Genomic DNA, 17,005 nt, shown 5'->3' on the forward strand with positions numbered 1-17,005 from the left:
CATGCGGCTGGTACATTCGGGTCCGCCGTGAGCGCCGAGCCCGCCGCCCGCTTCGTCATCTACACCGACGGCGGCGCTAGCCCGAACCCCGGCCCGGGCGGCTGGGCCGCCGTCATCCTGCATCCGGCCGGAAGCACGGAGGAGATCTCCGGTGGAGCGCCGAGCACGACGAACAACCGGATGGAACTCATGGCCGCGATCTCGGCGCTCGCCCACCTGACGGCTCCGAGCGCCGTCGACGTCTACACGGACTCCCAGTACCTGCGGCAGGGCATCACCTCCTGGCTCGCGCGCTGGCGGGCTCAGGGCTGGCGGCGTCGCGATGGCGGCGCGGTCAAGAACGTCGACCTGTGGCGGCGACTGGAGGGTCTGGACCGGCGCCACCGCGTGAGCTGGCACTGGGTCAAAGGTCATGCCGGCAACGAGTGGAACGAGCGGGTGGACGCCCTGGCCAGCGCCGAGATCGCGGCTCGTGGAGGCGGCGCCGCGGCCGAGCCCGGTTCCGATGAAGCCGTTCCGTCGGACAGCGTGCGCATCTTTCTCAAGGTCCGTTGCGTCGGGACACGCGGCGCGTGGGTCGCCGAACTGGTGACGCCGGCCGGCACGGTCGAGCGGTCCGGCGGGGCGGAGGAGACGACGGCGAACCGGCTCGAGCTCGAGTGCGTCCTGGAGTTGCTCGGCGCTCTGCCGCCCGGTCAAGCCGCGGCTGTCTACACCGGCAACGACTACCTCAGGCGCGGCGCCGCGCTCTGGATCCATGCCTGGAAACGCAACCGGTGGCGGACCAAGAGCGGCGGGCCGGTCAAGAACGCCGAACTCTGGCACCGGCTCGACCGCCAGCTCGAAGAGCGGCGGGTGCAATGGCCGGCGCCGACGGGCGATGCGGGGGAGCGGCTCAAGGAGCTGAAGGAGCGGGTGCGCGGGCTGTTCTGAAGAGCAGGCTCCTTACACCGCCTGCTCCCGGGTTGCCAGGAATCGGACTTCCGGCGCGTTCTCGGCGGCGCGGTCGAGCCAGTAGCGGTTGGCGGCCAGGAACAGGGGCGCGCCGTTGTGGTCGTGCGCGATCTTCGCCTCGTTGCGGCGCACGAAGTCGCGCACGGTCCGGTCGTCGTCCGCCTCGATCCAGCGTGCCAGGGACATCGCCGTCGATTCGAAGCGGACCGGCACCTCGTACTCGGTGCGGATGCGGTCGGCGAGGACGTCGAACTGGAGGGTGCCGGCGACGCCGACGATCCAGTCGTTGCCGTTCCGGGTGCGGAACACCTGCGCCACGCCCTCTTCCGCGAGCTGGAGCAGCGCGCGGCCGAGATGCTTGGCGCGCAACGGATCATCGGGCCGGACCCGGCGCAGGAGGTCGGGGGCGAAGCTGGGAACGCCGACGAAGCGGATCGGCTCCCCGGCGGACAGGGCGTCGCCGATGCGCAGGTTGCCGTGGTTCGGGATGCCGATGATGTCGCCGGGCCAGGCTTCCTCGGCGAGCTCCCGGTCCTGGGCCAGGAACAGGACCGGGTTGTGGATGTTCAGGGTACGTCCGCTGCGTGGATGGAACAGGCGGATGCCGCGATGGAAGCGCCCCGAACACAGGCGCACGAACGCGATCCGGTCGCGGTGCTTCGGGTCCATGTTTGCCTGGATCTTGAACACGAAGCCGGTGACGGGACTCTCGCCGGGCGCGACGGTGCGCTCGGCCGCCTGCTGCGGCCGCGGCGCCGGCGCATGGCGGGCGAGGCCGTCGAGGAGAGCACCGACGCCGAAGCTGCGGAGCGCGCTGCCGAAGTAGACGGGAGTCCGGTTGCCCGCAAGAAAGGCGTCGGCGTCGAACGGCGGGCAGAGTTCGCGCACCATCTCGACTTCCTCGCGCAGTCTGGCCGCCGGTTCCCCGCCGATCGCCCTGTCGATGTCCGGGGAGTCGAGGCCGCGAACGACTCGTTCCGCGGCTCGTCGCTCCCTGTCTCCCGGCGCGAAGAGGATCAGCCGGTCGGCGATCAGGTCGTAGCTTCCCTGGAAGCTCCGTCCCATGCCGACAGGCCAGGTCATCGGAGCGACCTCGAGCTGCAGCGTGTCGGCGATCTCGTCGAGCAGATCGAACGGATCCCGCGCGTCGCGGTCCAGCTTGTTGATGAAGCTCGTGATCGGCATGTCGCGCAGGCGGCAGACCTCGAACAGCTTCCGCGTCTGCGCTTCGATGCCCTTGGCGGCGTCGAGGACCATGACCGCCGAGTCCACCGCCGTCAGCGTCCGGTAGGTGTCTTCGCTGAAGTCCTCGTGGCCGGGGGTGTCGAGCAGGTTGAACGTGTTGCCCTCGTACTCAAAGGTCATGACGGAGGCGCTGACGGAGATGCCTCGTTCTCGCTCCACCTTCATCCAGTCCGAGCGGGCCCGGCGGGCTTCACCGCGGGCCTTCACCGCGCCGGCGAGCTGGATCGCGCCGGCGTAGAGCAGGAGCTTCTCGGTCAGCGTGGTCTTGCCCGCGTCCGGGTGGGAGATGATGGCGAACGTGCGGCGGCGGGAAACCGCTTCGGCGAGGGTGGTCATGGCGGCGCGGGAGTCTATAGTCGGGCGCTCCGCCTGGGCCGTGCCAGAATGCCGGCCCGTCCCGCTTGGCCGGGGCAACAGCCGCCCGAGGTAACTGCATGAGTGATCTGTCCGCATTCCGTGAGGAAGCCCGCGCCTGGGTCGAGGGCAACGCGCCCGAATTCCTGCGCGGCAAGGCTGCCGACCCGAACGCCTGGGCTGCAGGCGGCCGCAAGGCGCCCTTCATCTATCCTGAGAGCCGCGACTGGCTGCTGGCGGCGGCCGATCGGGGACTCTCGGTGCCGACCTGGCCCGAGGAGTACGGCGGCGCCGGCCTCTCCCGCGACGAGGCGGCCGTCCTGCACGAGGAGATAGGGCGGCTGGCCCTGCCGCTGCCGCTGACCGGCTTCGGCTACAGCATGATCGGGCCGACGCTGCTCGATCACGGCACGGAGGCGCAGAAGGCGGAACACCTGCCGAAGATCGCGCGCGGCGAGATCCGCTGGTGCCAGGGGTACTCGGAACCGAACGCCGGATCCGACCTGGCCTCCCTGGCCACATCGGCGGTGCGGGACGGCGACTTCTACGTGATCAACGGGCAGAAGATCTGGACTTCCGGCGCCGACCAGGCGGACTGGATCTTCATGCTCGTGCGCACGAACCCGGACGTCAAGAAGCAGCGCGGCATCACCTTCATCCTGGTCGACATGGCGTCGCCGGGTGTCGAGGTGCGGCCGATCCGGCTGATCAGCGGCGCCTCGCCTTTCTGCGAGACGTTCTTCCACGACGTGCGAACGCCGGTCCACCAGGTCATCGGGGAGGTGAACGGCGGCTGGACGGTGGCGAAGGCGCTGCTCGGCCACGAGCGGACCTCGATCGGCGGCATGGGACGCGGCGGCGCGAGAGCTTCGCTGCCGGACATGGCGCGCGACTACGTCGGCGCCGCCGAGATGGGCCGGATCGCTGACCCGGCGATCCGTGAGCGGGTGACCCAGTGGGAGATGGACGCGATGTCCTACGGGCTCACGATCAGGCGTCACGGCGACGGGCTGGAGGCGGGGCACAAGCCCGGGCCGGAGAGCTCGATGTTCAAGTACTACGGGACGGAGCTCAACATGCGCCGCGAGGAGCTGATGCTCTCGATCCGGGGTCCCCAGGCGCTGGGCTGGGAGGGGGAGGGCTTCGAGCCGGCCGAACTGAACCAGACCCGCACCTGGCTGCGGTCGCGGGCGAACAGCATCGAGGGAGGTACTTCGGAGATCCAGTTGAACATCATCGCCAAGCGCGTGCTGGGGTTGCCGGACTGATGGCTCCGCTGGTCCTCACCGCTCCCCAGAACATGTTGGCCCGGACCGCGGCCGAGCTCGTTTCGAAGCACGGCGGGGTCGATCGCCAGCGGCGACTCCGTGACGAGGGAGCCGAACTCGGTTTCAGCCCCGAAGTCTGGGCCGAGATGGCGGACCTTGGCTGGCTGGGCATCCCTTTCGCGGAGGAGCACGGCGGCCTTGGAATGGGCATGGCCGAGACGGTGCTGATCACGGAGGCGATGGGCCGCGGCCTGGCGCCCGAACCCTTCGTTTCGGCGGTCGTCTTCGCCGGCGGGCTGCTTGCGGACGCCGGCAACGCCGAGCAGCAGGCCGACTGGCTGCCGGCGCTGATCGACGGGGAGAAGCGCCTGGCGCCGGCCCTGCTCGAGGCGGGAAGCAGGTACCGGCTCGACCGGGTCGAGACCAGGGCACGGGCGAACGGCGAAGGCTGGTCGCTTTCGGGTGAGAAGGTCCAGGTGGTCGGCGGCGTCGGCGCCGACGGCTTCCTGATCGCGGCCCGAACCGAGGGCGGTGACGATGGGCTGACGCTCTTCCTCGTTCCGGCGGCGGCGGACGGCCTGGAGGTCGTGGCTCAGCAGCGGGTCGACTCCCGCAACTCGGCAATCGTCCGGCTGAGCGATGTTCACGTGGCGGCCGGCAACGTCGTGGGCGACATCGGCGGCGGGCTGGAACCGCTCAGGAGGGCGGTGGACCGGGCAACGGTCGCCGTCTGCGGCGAGATGCTCGGGGTGATGACGGAGGCCTTCGAGCGCACGATCGAGTACCTGAAGTCGCGCAGCCAGTTCGGCGTTCTGATCGGCACCTTCCAGGCGCTCAAGCATCGGGCGGCAACGATGTTCATCGAGATCGAGCTGTCGCGTTCCTCCGTCATGGCGGCGGCCCGGGCGCTCGACGAGGGCAGCGACGACGCGGAACTCCAGGTCGCGAACGCCAAGGCGCGCTGCTCGGATGCCCTGATCCTGGTTACCAACGAGGCCCTGCAGATGCACGGCGGCATCGGCATGACGGACGAGCACGACATCGGCCTGTTCATGAAGCGGGCCAGGGCCCTCGAGTTCGCCTTCGGCGACGCCGCCTTCCACCGCCAGCGCTTCGCCCGCCTGCGCGGCTTCTAGGACGGAACCGGCCTACAGCTCGAACCGCAGGCCGATGCTGAGGATCCGGCCCAAGGGGTTGTGGGTTGAGGGGTCGTAGTTGAGCTGGCGGAAGACGCGGGGTGGATCCTGGTCGCCGAAGTTGAGGATGGACGCGAAGAGGGTCGCCTTGTCTCCGGGGATGGTCCACGAAACGTGGAGGTCGTGGGTGGCGTAGGCGTCGATCGGGTAGTTGTCGCCCCAGGGGGCGGGGGCGTCGTGGACGTAGGAGTCCGTGTAGTTCAGGTGCCAGCGGCCGGTGAACGAACCGACGGTGTAGCCGGCGAAGAGGCGGCCCTTGAACTCGGGCAGGGCGCGGGCGAGGGACGTGTCGTAGTTCAACCTGCCCTTCGCGTCGTACGGCTCGCCAAGGTCCCAACCGTCGATCCGCCAGGACAGGGTGGTCGTGCCTGAGGCGCCCAGGGTCAGGCGTCCCGGGCCCGCGTTCGTCTGGAGGTCGGCGCGGAAATCGATGCCGTCGGTCTGGATGTCCGGGCCGTTGACGATCCGCACGGCGAGCGTGTCGAGGTTCTCGAGGCTTGGAAGCCCGCCGCTGATGGTCAGCCCGTCGAACCAGGGCGAGGTCTCGTCGCACAGCGGGTGATTCGCGGGCGGGCAGGCGAGGCCGAGGATGGAGTTGAAAGGCTGGATGACGAGCGGGTCGGTGAAGTCATAGCGCCAGTAGTCGACGGTGGCAAAGACGCGGCCGCTGCCGCCGCCAAGGCCGCTGCGCTCGAAGACCAGGCCCGTGTTGAGCGTCGTGGCCGACTCTGGGTCGAGCGCCGGGTCGCCGTGGATGTGGATCGGTTTGAAGGTGCCGATGCGGCCGATGAAGAACCGCGACGTATCGGCGATTCCGACGATCGTCTGGTTCAGTGTCGGGCCGCGGAAGGTGGTGCCGAAGGAGCCGCGCAGGGCCAGTGCGTCGGTCGCCTGCCAGCGCAGCGCGATCTTGGGGTCGAGACTCGAGCCGACGTCCCCGCCGTAGTCCTCGAAGCGGAGCGAGACCTGGCTTTCGACCGAGGGAGCGAGCGGCAGCGAGAGTTCGCCGAACACGGAGCCGATCCCCCGATCGTCCTCGATGGGGAAGACGGGCGGCAGGTAGGCGAAGACGCCTTCGCGCTTCTTGCACGTCGTGATTTCCGGACCGCCCGGGCAGGGGTAGATCGCGATGTCGTGAAGGGCGCCGCCCCGCGGCGCCGGTTCGCCGACCGTGTACGGATCCAGCTCGTAGGTTTCATCTCGCCACTGCACGCCGGCCGCGTACTCCGTCGCGCCGCCGGGGAGATTCCAGTCCAGCAGGCCGCTCGCCACCGCCTCGACGACGAGCAGGGACGTCTCGCCCCGGCTGCCGAGGATCGTCGTCAGGTAATCGTGCAGGGGGCCGTTGTCGAACGCCGGATCGTAGTCCGGGTTCGAGGCGTTCGGCACCAGGGGATGGGGGCTGATCGAGTTGGAGAACGGGATCCAGTAGCGGCAGTCGCCCTGGCCCGCGTGCCGGCGCAGCGTGTCCAGGGAGAAGCTGAGGTTGCCGCCCGCGTCGTACTCGTTCGGCACCTGCGCCTCGCAGGCAAGGCCGCCGAGACCTGCCAGCGCGCGCCGGGCCCGGTACTGCAGGGCGTCGCCGTCCTCAAGGTTGCGAACGGCCCTCGACCAGGAGGCCCGGAACGCCCAGAGCGTCTCGCCGGTGACCCCCTCGAAGTCGAACGCGAATCGCTCCGTATCGGACTCCCGGATGTGGCTCCGGAGGGGACCCTCCTGGCCGAACATCCGGCCCCGGATCCACGCCACTTCCTGCCAGGCCGGGTCGATTCCCGCCGCGTCCTGGGTGCCGCCGTCTCCCCGCCAGCCGCACCAGGGGGCGTTGCAGAAGGCGTAGGCGCCGTACAGCTCCGGGTAGAGCCGGGCCATGTCGACGAGCCCCGGGTTGTTCGCCCGTACGGAGCGGGTGAGATCAACGACCTTGTTCGGCGGATAGCCCGGCGACGTCTGCCAGGACGGCACATCGCCCCTGGAGAACAGGTACTCGGCGCCGATATGCCAGCCGCCCTCCGTGTCCCAGGAGGCCTCCGTGAACCACTGACCGCGGCGCGTGTCCTGCACCAGGTTGTCGAACGGCGTGTACTGGACCCGGCAGAGCGGGCTGTCGGGGCTGCTGACCGCGCCCCCGACGCGTTCACAGTTCGGGTCGCGGATCGCCGGTGCGCCCGAGAGCGGGTAGAACACCGCCGGCCGCCCGGTCCCCGACCAGCCGCCCCGGGGATTGTCGGCGTAGGGCCGAATGGCCCAGTCCCGGTCGCGAAGCCGGATCGGGCTCCGCCGCGAGAGACCGAGGGAACTCACTACGTGACCACGCCCGTTTCCGAACGGTCGGCCTCCGATGAGGCCGACCTCGCCGTCGCCGTTCGAACCGTCGATCACGCTGTGCTTGCCCTCGAAAGACAGACCGTCGAAGTGGCTTCGGGTGATCACGTTCATCACGCCGGCGATGGCGTCGGAGCCGTAGGTGGCGGCACCGCCGTCACGGAGGAACTCGACCTGCTCGACCGCGACCATGGGCAGGACGCTGGTGTCGACGATGAGCTGCGCCTGGTCCGGGATGGCGCCCGGAGACCAGGTCAGGCGGTCGCCGTTGAGCAGGACGAGCGATCGGCTCGGTCCGAGGCCGCGCAGGTTGAGCGTCGAGCGGTCCTCGTTGGCGCGCGCGCCGAACTGGTCGGATTCGAGGTCCGCGCCAAGGCTGAACGAGAGGTTGCGGATGACGCCGAGCATCGTGGGCGAGCCTTCCGCTTCCAGGTCGTCGCGGGACAGGACCGAGACGGGCTGCGCGGCGTCCTCGGGGGTTCCCGGAATCCAGGAGCCGGTGACCGTGACCGTGTGACTGAAGGTCTCGACTTCGTGGGAGTGGCCGGAGTGGTCCGCCGAGTCGTGTTCGTGCTGCTCGGCTTCCTCAGCCTGGTCCGGTACAGCTTCCTGGGCCGCCCCGGAGGCTGCCCAGCAGACGGCAATCAGCGACAGCAGGAGAGCTTGCCGGGAGGTCGATGCCGGGGCCATGACTTCAGGCTCCCTTCGGATCGGCGGCTTGGAACTGAATCGCGGTGGCGAGTCAGCTCACGATCCGGTTCGGGTTCATGCCCGAGCAGCCGTCGTGCCTTGCCGCGGTGGAGCAGCGCCCCGTGTAGCAGGAGTCGCCCGCGAAACCCTGGGGGCGTACGTTCCGGATCCAGCGTTCGACGTTCGACTGGACCTCGGCCGCGCTCTGGCCGTGCTCCGTGATGAGCACCTTCGACAGGCCCCACCAGGCCCGGCCCAGGTTGCACTGGCAGCAGCAAGTGTAAGCCGAGCGGTCGCTGCAGCAGGGCGCCGGAATCGGGGTCAGCGCGGCGCGCTTGATCTCCTCCTGCTCGGCCGTCAGTTCGATCTCCGCGTCGTACGCGATCAGCCGCTCCATCGGCAGGGCGAGAAGCGTGGCGATGGGGTCGTCGCCGACCGCCGTCGCGGGTGCGGGCGAAGAGTCGCCACAGCCCCAGAGCGTCAACAAGGCAAGGAGGGGGATGGTTGTGGCGGCACGAAGATGAAGACGGTGGGCGCGGCGAGTCATGGCCGGGATTCTACGCTGGTCTCGAAGCACAGGTTTCTGCAGATGCCCGATAGATCCGGTAGCCCGCCCAGAAGTACGGATGGGAGGCGTCGAACTCCACGGGCTCCCGGCTCTCACCCTGTTCGAAACGAAGCGGCTCCGCCAGGAGCCCGAGTTGGGCTTGCCGGAGCGCCGCGGCAGGGCGTGCTCCCTGGGTGAGGTTGCTGTAGAAGGCGGCGAAGAGGTGCGTGGCGGATTCGTCAACGACCGGCCACAACGACGCGACGACGGAACCCGCGCCCGCGGCGCCGAAGGCCTGAACGAACGGGCCGGGGCCCACGCCGTGGTCTCCGGTGTCCAGGCCGGAGAGGACGACCAGCGATTCGCGTTCGAGGGCGAGTCTCGACGCCAGCTCGTCTGTGGCTACGGGAATGGCCTGCTCGTCGTACCTCACGGGGGAGAGCAGCAGAGCCGACCTTTCGAGGTCCCCCGGGTTGATCCGCGCTTCCACCGCCAGGTGCAGGAACCGGACGGCGTAGCTTTCGATCGACTCCCAGAAGAGGGCGGGCGAGGCGGCCTGGCCGGCGCGGGATACCACCGGCACGCCCAGCGCGCGGATCGTGCTCGCCTGATTGCGGCGCGCGGCGTGCTGGCGCCAGGAGATGCCACCGTCGCTCATCGAGGCGCCGAGAGGCCGTGCCGGCGGCCGGTAGACGGCGTCGGCGATCGCCAGCGCTACAGGCCTTTCGACCGCTGACGGGTCGTCGGCGGCACCGGCGCCCAGCGCCGGGTCGATCCAGCACAGAGTCCGCGTCTCGATCAGGTAACGGCCCTGAGGGTCGATCGACCGGGGGGCTCGGATCGCGCCGAAGGGCAGGTCGCTGAGTGGTCCGTCGGCCGACAGGGCGACGCGCGACACGGTCCTGAGCTGTTCGGCGATCGGGCCAAGCAGGACATCTCCCAACTCGTCTCCGAGGCGGACGATCCGACCAAGGGAAGCCGGTGGCCGAAGCAGCGAGAGTTCACGGACCTCCGCGACGAGAGGCCGCAGATCCTCGGCGCTCGCGTTCAGGTTCAGTTCGACTGGATCGTCGCCTGACCCTGGAACGAAGGTCAGGCCGATGGGACGGCCGGGAGAGGTATCGTACACCAGGGTCGCGACTCCGTCTGCGGTCAGCCGGAGATGGTCGGGGAGAGAACTCGCGTTTCCACCGGTCTGTGCTCGGGCCGTCGGCCCGTTTACGATCGACAGGCTCAGGATCACGGCGCCGGTCCAGGTGGCAGACGACGTCCGCCTCCCCGGTGTCTTGCCCGTCGTCATCAGAGTTCGAACCGTACGCCGATACTGAGGATCCGGCCCAGGGGATCGTGCGTCGAGGCGTCGTAGTTTGCCGGGCGGAAGATCAGCGGCGGATCCTCGTCGGCCAGGTTGAGGATCGAGGCGAAGAGCGTGGCGCGGTCGCCGGGCAGGGACCAGGAGACGTGGACGTCGTGGGTGGCGTGGGCGTCGACCGGGTAGTCGTCGCCCCACGGCGCCGGCGCGTCCTGGAGGAAGGAACCGGTGTAGTTCAGGTTCCAGCGGCCGGTGAACGAACCGCGCGAGTAGCCGGCAAAGGCGCGGCCCTTGAGTTCCGGGAGCGGGCGCGCGAGGGAGGTGTCGAAGTTCAGCCGGCCCTTTGCGTCGTATGCCTCGCCGAGTTCCCAACCGTCGATCCGCCAGGACAGCGCGTAGGTGGCCGACGCGCCCAGGCGAAGTCGTCCCCGGCCTGCGTCGGCCTCGAACTCTGCCCGGAAGTCGATGCCGTCGGTCTCGATGTCCGGCCCGTTGACGATCCGCACCGACACGGAGTCGAGATTCTCGATCGTCGGCGTGGCGCCGCTGATGGTCAGGGCGTCGAACCAGAGGGAGCCCGGATCGCACAGGGGATGGTCGGCGGGCGGGCAGGCGAGTCCGATCAGGGCGCTGAAGGGCTGGATGACGAGCGGATCGGTGAAGTCGTAGCGCCAGTAGTCGAGCGTGGCGAAGAGTCTGCTGCCGGCACCGGCCAGACCGCTCCGCTCGACCACCAGGCCGGTATTGAAGGTCGTCGCCGACTCCGGGTCGAGCGCGGGATCGCCGTGGATGTGGACCGGCTTCGCGGTACCGATGGGACCGATCGTCACGCGCGTGGTCTCGGCGATGCCGGAGACCGTCTGGTTGAGCGTCGGGCCACGGAACGTGGTCCCCAACGAACCGCGCAGCGCCAACGCTTCGGTCGCCTGCCAGCGCAGCGCGACCTTCGGATCGAGGCTCGAGCCGACGTCCCCGCCGTAGTCCTCGAAGCGCAGCGAGAGCTGGCTGTCGAGCGAGGAGGCCAGCGGCAACGAGAGTTCGCCGAACACGGACCCGATGCCGCGGTCGGCCTCGGTCGAGAAGCCGGCCGGCAGGTAGACGAACAGGCCCTCCGGGTTGTCGCAGGAGGTGATCTCCGGGCCGCCCGGGCAGGGATAGAACTCCATGTCGTGAAGGGCGCCGCCGCGAGGAGGTGCGGCGCCGACCGAGTAGGGCGTGAGTTCGTAGGTCTCGCCGCGCCACTGGGCGCCGACCGCGTACTCCGCCGCGCCTCCGGGGAGATTCCACCCCAGCAGGCCGCTGGCCACGGCTTCCAGCACGAACAGGGTCGTCTCGCCGCGAGTCCCGAGGACCGTGGTCAGGTAGTCGAACAGGTGGCCGTTGTCGAACGCCGGATCGTAGTCGGGGTTCGTGACGCCAGGCACGGCGGGGTGGGGCCTGATCGAGTTGGAGAAGGGGATCCAGTACCTGCAGTCGCCCTGGCCGGCGTGCCTTCGCAGCGTCTCGAGCGAGAAGCTCAGGTTGCCGTCGCCGTCGTGTTCGTTCGGCACCTGATTCTCGCAGGCAAGGCCGCCGAGCCCCGCCAGCGCGCGGCGCAGGCGGTAGTCCAGGACGTCGCCGTCCTCGAGTCTCCGATTCGCGGCCGACCAGGAGGCGCGGAACGCCCACAGGGTCTCCCCGGTCACTCCTTCGAAGTCGAAGGCGATCCGCTCGGTCTCAGACTCGCGGAAGTAGCTCCGCAGCGGTCCCTCCTGGCCGAACGTCCGGCCGCGAATCCAGGCCACCTCCTGCCAGGCGGCGTCGATGCCGGCGGCGTCCTGGGCGCCTCCGTCACCCCGCCACAGGCAGTAGGGCGCGTCGCAGGAGGCATAGGGGCCGTAGAGCTCCGGGTACAGCCTGGCCATGTCGATCAGTCCAGGATTGTTCGCCCGCATCGAACGGCTGGTGTCCATCACCTTGCTCGGCGGATAGGACGGCGAGGTGAACCACGACGGCACCTCGCTGCGGGCGAGCAGGACCTCGGCGCCCAGGTGCCAGCCGCCCTCCGTGTCCCAGGAGGCTTCGGTGAACCACTGCCCGCGGCGCGTGTCCTGCACCACGTTGTCGAATGCCGTGTACTGGTAGCGGCAGAGTGGACTGTCGGGGCTGCTGACCGCGCCGCCGACGCGCTCGCAGTTCGGGTCGCGGATCCCCGGGACGCCCGAGAGGGGATAGAACGTCGCCGGACGGCCGGTCCCCGACCAGCCGCCGCGCGGATTGTCGGCATAGGGCGTGAGCGCCCAGTGCCGGTCGAGGAAGCGGATGGGGCTGCGCCGCGCCAGGCCGAACGACCCGACGGCATGGCCCCTGCCGCCGGCGAAAGGCCGGCCGCCGATCAGGCCGATCTCGCCGTCGCCGTTCGAACCGTCGATCACACTGTGCTTGCCTTCGAACGAGAAGCCGTCGAAGTGGCTGCGGGTGATCACGTTCATCACGCCGGCGATCGCGTCCGAACCGTAGGTCGCCGCGCCGCCGTCGCGCAGGATCTCGACCCGCTCGACGGCGACCATCGGAAGAACGTTCGTGTCGACCATGAGTTGCGCCTGGTCGGGGATCGCGCCCGGCGACCAGGTCAGGCGATCCCCGTTCAGGAGGACCAGAGAGCGGCTGGCTCCGAGGCCACGCAGGTTCAGGCTCGAACGGTCCGCGCCGGCGCGCACGCCGAACTGCTCGGAGCCGAGGTCCGCTCCGAGACTGAACGGGAGATTGCGGATGAGGTCGAACACGCTGGGCGAACCCTCCGCTTCCAGGTCGTCGCGCGACAGGACGGAAACCGGCTGCGCCGCGTCCTCGGGAGTGCCGGGGATCCAGGAACCGGTGACCGTGACCGTATGGCTGAAGGTCTCGAACTCGTGGCTGTGGTGCTCGTGCGCGTGGTCGGCCCCGTCGGCCTCGGCGTGTTCGTGCTCGTCGACTGGCTCCGGGCTGGTCTTCTCCTGAGCCATCCCGGGTGCCGCGCAGAGGAAGATGAGCGCGGCCGCGAAGCGCAACGGGCGGGTGGCCGTCGACATGGCCGGCGAGCCTATCCGGCCGAACCGAGTACGATGCCCGACCGATGTCCAACGTTCGGCTCGAATCCGACGGCCAGATCGCCCGGATCACGTTGACGCGGCAGGTGAAGGCGAACGCTCTCAACTCCGCGACCACCGCGGCGCTGCGCGAAGCCGTCGTCGCGTCGGCCGAGGCGAGCCCACGCGTCGTGATCCTCGCCGGTGAGGGCGTCTTCTGCGGCGGCGCCGACATCCGCGAGATGGAGGATCTAGATGCAGTCGGTGCCGAGCGCTTCATCCGCGGGCTGCACCGGGCCTTCCTGGCCATCCGCGAGCATCCGGCGCCGGTGGTTGCCGAGGTGCGCGGAGCGGCCCTGGGCGCGGGCCTGGAACTCCTCGTCTCCTGCGACCTGTCGATCGCGGCGGACGACGCGATCTTCGGGATGCCGGAACCCCATGTCGGCCTGCCTTCGGTCATCGAGGCGGCCCTGCTGCCTCACGTCGTGGGCCTCGTCCGGGCCCGGGAGCTGCTGTTCCTGGGCGATCCCATCGACGCCGCCGAGGCTGCGCGGATCGGGCTGGTCGGTGAGGTCGTTCCGCCCGTGGATCTCGAGACGGCGGTGAACGCCAAGGTCGAGCGGTTACTGCGACTCAGCCCCGACGCCTTGTCGCTGCAGAAGCGCCTGATCGGCCGCTGGCTCAACCTGCCGCTGGATCAGGCAGTGGAGGCCGGTGTCTCGGCGTTCCGGGCCGCTTACGGCACGGACGGACCCAGGAGGGAGATGGAGAAGTTCTGGCGGCGCCGGGAGTAGCGCCGCCAAACCCGTCGCAGACTCCGTGTTTGGCCCCAGCCCCCACCTCACCAGGAGGCCGCGAGCCACCGCAGGCAGCCGGTCGATTCCAGCACCGCGTCGATCTCTTCGCGCTCCGGGAGCTCGCCGTACTTGCCGCGGAGTGCCGCCAGGGACCTGGCATGGTACTTCTGCGGCTTCTGGGTCCACTCGCCGCTGCCGAGGTCGATCGAGAACTCGTCCTGGCCGCCGGCGATGGCGGTCGCGTTGGCGACGCTCCATGGCAGGAAGATCGCGCCAACCTGCTGTTCGAGAAGCGGCGTCAGGGTCGGCGAGAGGGATGGCCAGTCCTCGAACTCGCCGTTCGCGGTCGGGTCGACCAGGCGGTTCACCCAGGCGACGGTGCGGGGCGCCCGCTCCTCGAGCAGCCGGCCAGGCGTCGGGTCCGTCCAGGCCTGGTGCATCTGGAAGCCCACGCCGAAGTCGCCGAACGCCGGACGGCCCCCGAACAGATAGTCGCGGCCGTCGAGGTGGGCCTCGATCAGGTCGACCGTGTCGAGAAACGACTGCTCGATCTGGGGCGCGGTCTGCTCGTTCGAGCCGACGAACCAGACGCGGGGAACCATCCGCTCCCGGACCTGGGCGGTCATCGCCGTGAGGGTCTCTTCGTCGGCGCCGGGGTTCATGCCCTGGGCGATGCGGCGGGCACCGGACTCCTGGTCCGCGGGCCGCGCCCAGCGGTAGTGGAACATCCACTTGTTGCCCCACTCATCGCCGAACTCCTCGAGCAGCACGGAGACGAAGGCCGCGGTCGGGTCCGGCGGGTGGATCGAGGGTTCGGGGAACTCGGCCTCCATCGCCTCGATGATCGGCGTCGAGTCCTGCATGCCGCGGTCGTCGGGTGTGACGACGAGCGGCACCAGGGGCAGCCTGGCGTAGCGCCGGAATTCGTCCTGGTTGGCCGGACTGCGGGGGATCCATTCGTGGGGGATTCCCTTGTAGCGGAAGTAGGAGCGGACCTTGATGGAGTACGGAGAGAGTTCTCCGCCGAAGATTCGGTAGGGTCGGGCCATTGGCAGGAGCCTCCTGGAGGGGAGTCGTTGTCAGACGAAGGAGGCTGATCCTAGGAGGATTCCCAGCGTGGAGGCAACGGCTCTCGATTTGAAACAGCGCCTGCGGAGCGTCTTCGGCCACACCGTCTTCCGTCCGCACCAGGAAGAGGTGTGCCGTCGCACGGCGGAGGGCGCCGACGGCCTGGTCGTCATGCCGACCGGCGCCGGCAAGTCGCTCTGCTACCAGCTTCCGGGCCTGTTGCGGGGCGGTCCGACCCTCGTCTTCTCGCCGCTGATCGCCCTGATGGAGGACCAGACGGCGAAGCTCCGCGAGCTGGGCCTGCGCGCCGAACGGATCCACTCCGGCCGCCCACGGAGCGAGTCGCGGCAGGCGTGCAGGCTCTACCGCGACGGCGAGCTGGACTTTCTGTTCATCGCTCCCGAGCGTCTCGGCGTGCCCGGCTTCATCGAGTTCCTCGAGCGTTGCCGGCCTGCCCTGATCGCGGTCGACGAAGCGCACTGCATCTCTCAGTGGGGACATGACTTCCGGCCCGACTACCGGCTCCTGGGGCAGCGCCTGCCTCGCCTGCGGCCGGCGCCGGTGCTGGCGTTGACCGCGACCGCGACGCCGCGCATCCAGGACGACATCACCGCTCAGCTCAACCTCGAAGGCGACCAGCGCTACATCTACGGATTCCGGCGCGAGAACCTGGCGGTTGAAGTGATCCAGAAGCGGACCGGGGCGCGGGCGGCGATCGTGGCGGAGGTGCTGGGGGAACCGGATCGACGGCCCGCAATCGCCTACGCGCCGACACGCAAGGAGACCGAGGCGCTCGCTGGTCGGCTGGCCGACGAGTTCCCCGCGGCCGCGTACCACGCCGGTCTGCCGACTGCCGAGCGGGACGAGGTGCAGGCAGCGTTCCTCGGCGACGAGATCGAGGTCGTGGTGGCGACCACCGCCTTCGGCATGGGGATCGACAAGCCGGACATCCGCACGGTGATCCACACCGCGATGCCGGCGACGGTGGAGGGCTACTACCAGGAGATCGGCCGGGCGGGGCGTGACGGCAAGCCGGCCCGGGCGTTGCTCCTGTATTCCTGGGCCGATCGGAGGACCCAGGAGTTCCTGCACGGCCTGACGTATCCGGAGCTCACGTACCTGAAGCGGCTGCACGAAGCCCTCGGTGAGGCACCGGTCGAAGTGGACGAACTCGCGAGGCGTCTGAGCTTCCCGGATCGCGTCTTCGAGGCGGCGCTGGATCAGTTGCGGATCCACGGCGCCGCGCGGATCGTGGGCGGCGACCGCGTCCGCCGGGCCGCGCCCGCGGCCAGCCGGACGGCGACGCGCGCAGGCGCCCGTGCTGGCGAGGTCGTTGCCGGTGGCGTCGGGAAGCCGTTCGGCGGACGCAGACGGGATGCCCGCGTTCCCGGGAGCGGCAGATCGTGGCAGCGGGCCTACTCCGCTCAGCGCCGGCACCGGCTGGACCAGATCGACGAGATGACCCGCTTCGCCGATCACCGGGGTTGCCGCATGCTGCGCCTGGTCCGGTACTTCGGGGACCGCGCGGACAGCGGCGAATCCTGCGGATTGTGCGATGTCTGCGCATCGGAAGCGTGCCTGGTACGACGCTTTCGCAAGGCTCTGCCGGAGGAGGTGCAGGCGATGGAGACAGTCGTGTCGCTGCTCCGCCGGCGCGACGGCCAGGGCACGGGACGGCTGTTCAAGGAGTTCCGGGCCGTTCACGGTTCGTATGACCGGGACGCGTTCGAGGACCTGCTTGGCGCGTTGGGCCAGGCCCGGGTCTTGTTCGTCGAAGACGACTCATTCCAGAAGGAGGGCGAGACGATTCGCTACCAGCGTGCCGGCCTGACGCCGAGCGGCCGGCGCCGCGGGGTCGACCTGGCGGGGCAGGTGATGCTTCCGGACGATCCGCCCGACGAGCCCGCGAAACGCCAGCGTCGGCGAGCCGCTCCGGCGCCCGAGATCAACGGGGCCGACGCGGATCCGGAACTCGTGGAGACGCTCCGGGCGTGGCGTCTGGAGGAGGCGCGGAAGCGGCGATGGCCCGCGTACACCGTGCTCTCGAACAGGGCGCTTGCTGCCGTCGCAGCGGTGAAACCGGGCAGTGGCGACGACCTGCTTGCGATTCCTGGCATCGGTCCGAAGACCGTGAAGCGATTCGGCGGCGCCTTGCTGCGAATCGTGGCGGCGGCGGGGAAGCCGGACCCGAGGTGACACAATCTC

At 69.6% G+C, this 17,005-nt stretch carries 11 protein-coding genes and 2 pseudogenes; 7 read left to right on the forward strand and 6 right to left on the reverse strand.

The features are described from left to right. Positions 1-27 precede the first annotated feature (27 nt). Positions 28-468 (forward strand): annotated as a pseudogene (gene rnhA / locus OXG83_04480) (ribonuclease HI). Between the two features lie 120 nt (positions 469-588). Continuing rightward, complete coding sequence (locus OXG83_04485; GenBank protein ID MCY3964276.1) at positions 589-933, forward strand: ribonuclease HI; 345 nt, start codon at positions 589-591, stop codon at positions 931-933. A gap of 12 nt (positions 934-945) precedes the next feature. Here the strand turns inward: OXG83_04485 and OXG83_04490 are convergent, their stop codons facing one another. Then, entirely contained in the window at positions 946-2,535 is a 1,590-nt protein-coding gene (locus OXG83_04490) for a peptide chain release factor 3 (protein ID MCY3964277.1), read from the reverse strand. Positions 2,536-2,633: 98 nt separating this feature from the next. Here OXG83_04490 and OXG83_04495 point away from each other — a divergent pair, with 98 nt between their 5' ends. Beyond that, positions 2,634-3,821 (forward strand): acyl-CoA dehydrogenase family protein, encoded by a 1,188-nt coding sequence (locus tag OXG83_04495; protein ID MCY3964278.1) that lies wholly within the window; start codon positions 2,634-2,636, stop codon positions 3,819-3,821. After that, the gene (locus tag OXG83_04500) at positions 3,821-4,957 is read left to right on the forward strand and encodes an acyl-CoA dehydrogenase family protein (protein ID MCY3964279.1); all 1,137 of its coding nucleotides are present in this window, start codon (positions 3,821-3,823) and stop codon (positions 4,955-4,957) included. The genes OXG83_04495 and OXG83_04500 overlap by 1 nt, the downstream gene beginning before the upstream one ends. Before the next feature lie 12 nt (positions 4,958-4,969). Here the strand turns inward: OXG83_04500 and OXG83_04505 are convergent, their stop codons facing one another. Genes OXG83_04505 through OXG83_04520 form a run of 4 tightly spaced genes read right to left on the reverse strand, consistent with a single transcriptional unit; the run spans position 4,970 to position 12,938 of the window. Further along, a complete protein-coding gene (locus OXG83_04505) occupies positions 4,970-8,029 on the reverse strand; it encodes a TonB-dependent receptor (GenBank protein MCY3964280.1) in 3,060 nt (1,019 codons plus the stop codon). Positions 8,030-8,081: 52 nt separating this feature from the next. Further along, positions 8,082-8,576 (reverse strand): hypothetical protein, encoded by a 495-nt coding sequence (locus tag OXG83_04510; protein ID MCY3964281.1) that lies wholly within the window; start codon positions 8,574-8,576, stop codon positions 8,082-8,084. Between the two features lie 10 nt (positions 8,577-8,586). Then, complete coding sequence (locus OXG83_04515; protein ID MCY3964282.1) at positions 8,587-9,876, reverse strand: CHAT domain-containing protein; 1,290 nt, start codon at positions 9,874-9,876, stop codon at positions 8,587-8,589. Beyond that, positions 9,876-12,938, reverse strand: coding sequence for a TonB-dependent receptor (locus OXG83_04520; protein MCY3964283.1), 3,063 nt, complete (start codon positions 12,936-12,938; stop codon positions 9,876-9,878). The genes OXG83_04515 and OXG83_04520 overlap by 1 nt, the downstream gene beginning before the upstream one ends. A 44-nt stretch (positions 12,939-12,982) precedes the next feature. Here OXG83_04520 and OXG83_04525 point away from each other — a divergent pair, with 44 nt between their 5' ends. Further along, entirely contained in the window at positions 12,983-13,729 is a 747-nt protein-coding gene (locus OXG83_04525; GenBank protein MCY3964284.1) for an enoyl-CoA hydratase-related protein, read from the forward strand. 47 nt (positions 13,730-13,776) lie between these two features. Here OXG83_04525 and OXG83_04530 read toward each other — a convergent pair whose 3' ends face one another. After that, positions 13,777-14,781 carry a glutathione S-transferase gene (locus OXG83_04530; protein MCY3964285.1) on the reverse strand — a complete coding sequence of 335 codons (1,005 nt, stop codon included), beginning with the start codon at positions 14,779-14,781 and terminating at the stop codon, positions 13,777-13,779. Positions 14,782-14,869: 88 nt separating this feature from the next. Between OXG83_04530 and OXG83_04535 the strand changes: the two are divergent. Together OXG83_04535 and OXG83_04540 are read left to right on the forward strand one after the other, a co-directional pair. Continuing rightward, positions 14,870-15,940 (forward strand): annotated as a pseudogene (locus tag OXG83_04535) (ATP-dependent DNA helicase). Between the two features lie 111 nt (positions 15,941-16,051). Further along, complete coding sequence (locus tag OXG83_04540) at positions 16,052-16,996, forward strand: HRDC domain-containing protein (GenBank protein ID MCY3964286.1); 945 nt, start codon at positions 16,052-16,054, stop codon at positions 16,994-16,996. Positions 16,997-17,005 lie beyond the last annotated feature (9 nt).

It is taken from the genome of Acidobacteriota bacterium (genome assembly GCA_026707545.1).
GTDB lineage: Bacteria > Acidobacteriota > Thermoanaerobaculia > Multivoradales > Multivoraceae > Multivorans.

What these genes read in the sequence shown, in the direction of transcription:
- OXG83_04495 (MCY3964278.1), top strand. Translation starts at nt 2,634, where the DNA reads ATGAGTGATCTGTCCGCATTCCGTGAGGAAGCCCGCGCCTGGGTCGAG.
- OXG83_04525 (MCY3964284.1), top strand. Translation starts at nt 12,983, where the DNA reads ATGTCCAACGTTCGGCTCGAATCCGACGGCCAGATCGCCCGGATCACG.
- OXG83_04505 (MCY3964280.1), bottom strand. Translation starts at nt 8,029, where the DNA reads ATGGCCCCGGCATCGACCTCCCGGCAAGCTCTCCTGCTGTCGCTGATT.
- OXG83_04530 (MCY3964285.1), bottom strand. Translation starts at nt 14,781, where the DNA reads ATGGCCCGACCCTACCGAATCTTCGGCGGAGAACTCTCTCCGTACTCC.
- OXG83_04500 (MCY3964279.1), top strand. Translation starts at nt 3,821, where the DNA reads ATGGCTCCGCTGGTCCTCACCGCTCCCCAGAACATGTTGGCCCGGACC.
- OXG83_04510 (MCY3964281.1), bottom strand. Translation starts at nt 8,576, where the DNA reads ATGACTCGCCGCGCCCACCGTCTTCATCTTCGTGCCGCCACAACCATC.
- OXG83_04520 (MCY3964283.1), bottom strand. Translation starts at nt 12,938, where the DNA reads ATGTCGACGGCCACCCGCCCGTTGCGCTTCGCGGCCGCGCTCATCTTC.
- OXG83_04515 (MCY3964282.1), bottom strand. Translation starts at nt 9,876, where the DNA reads ATGACGACGGGCAAGACACCGGGGAGGCGGACGTCGTCTGCCACCTGG.
- OXG83_04490 (MCY3964277.1), bottom strand. Translation starts at nt 2,535, where the DNA reads ATGACCACCCTCGCCGAAGCGGTTTCCCGCCGCCGCACGTTCGCCATC.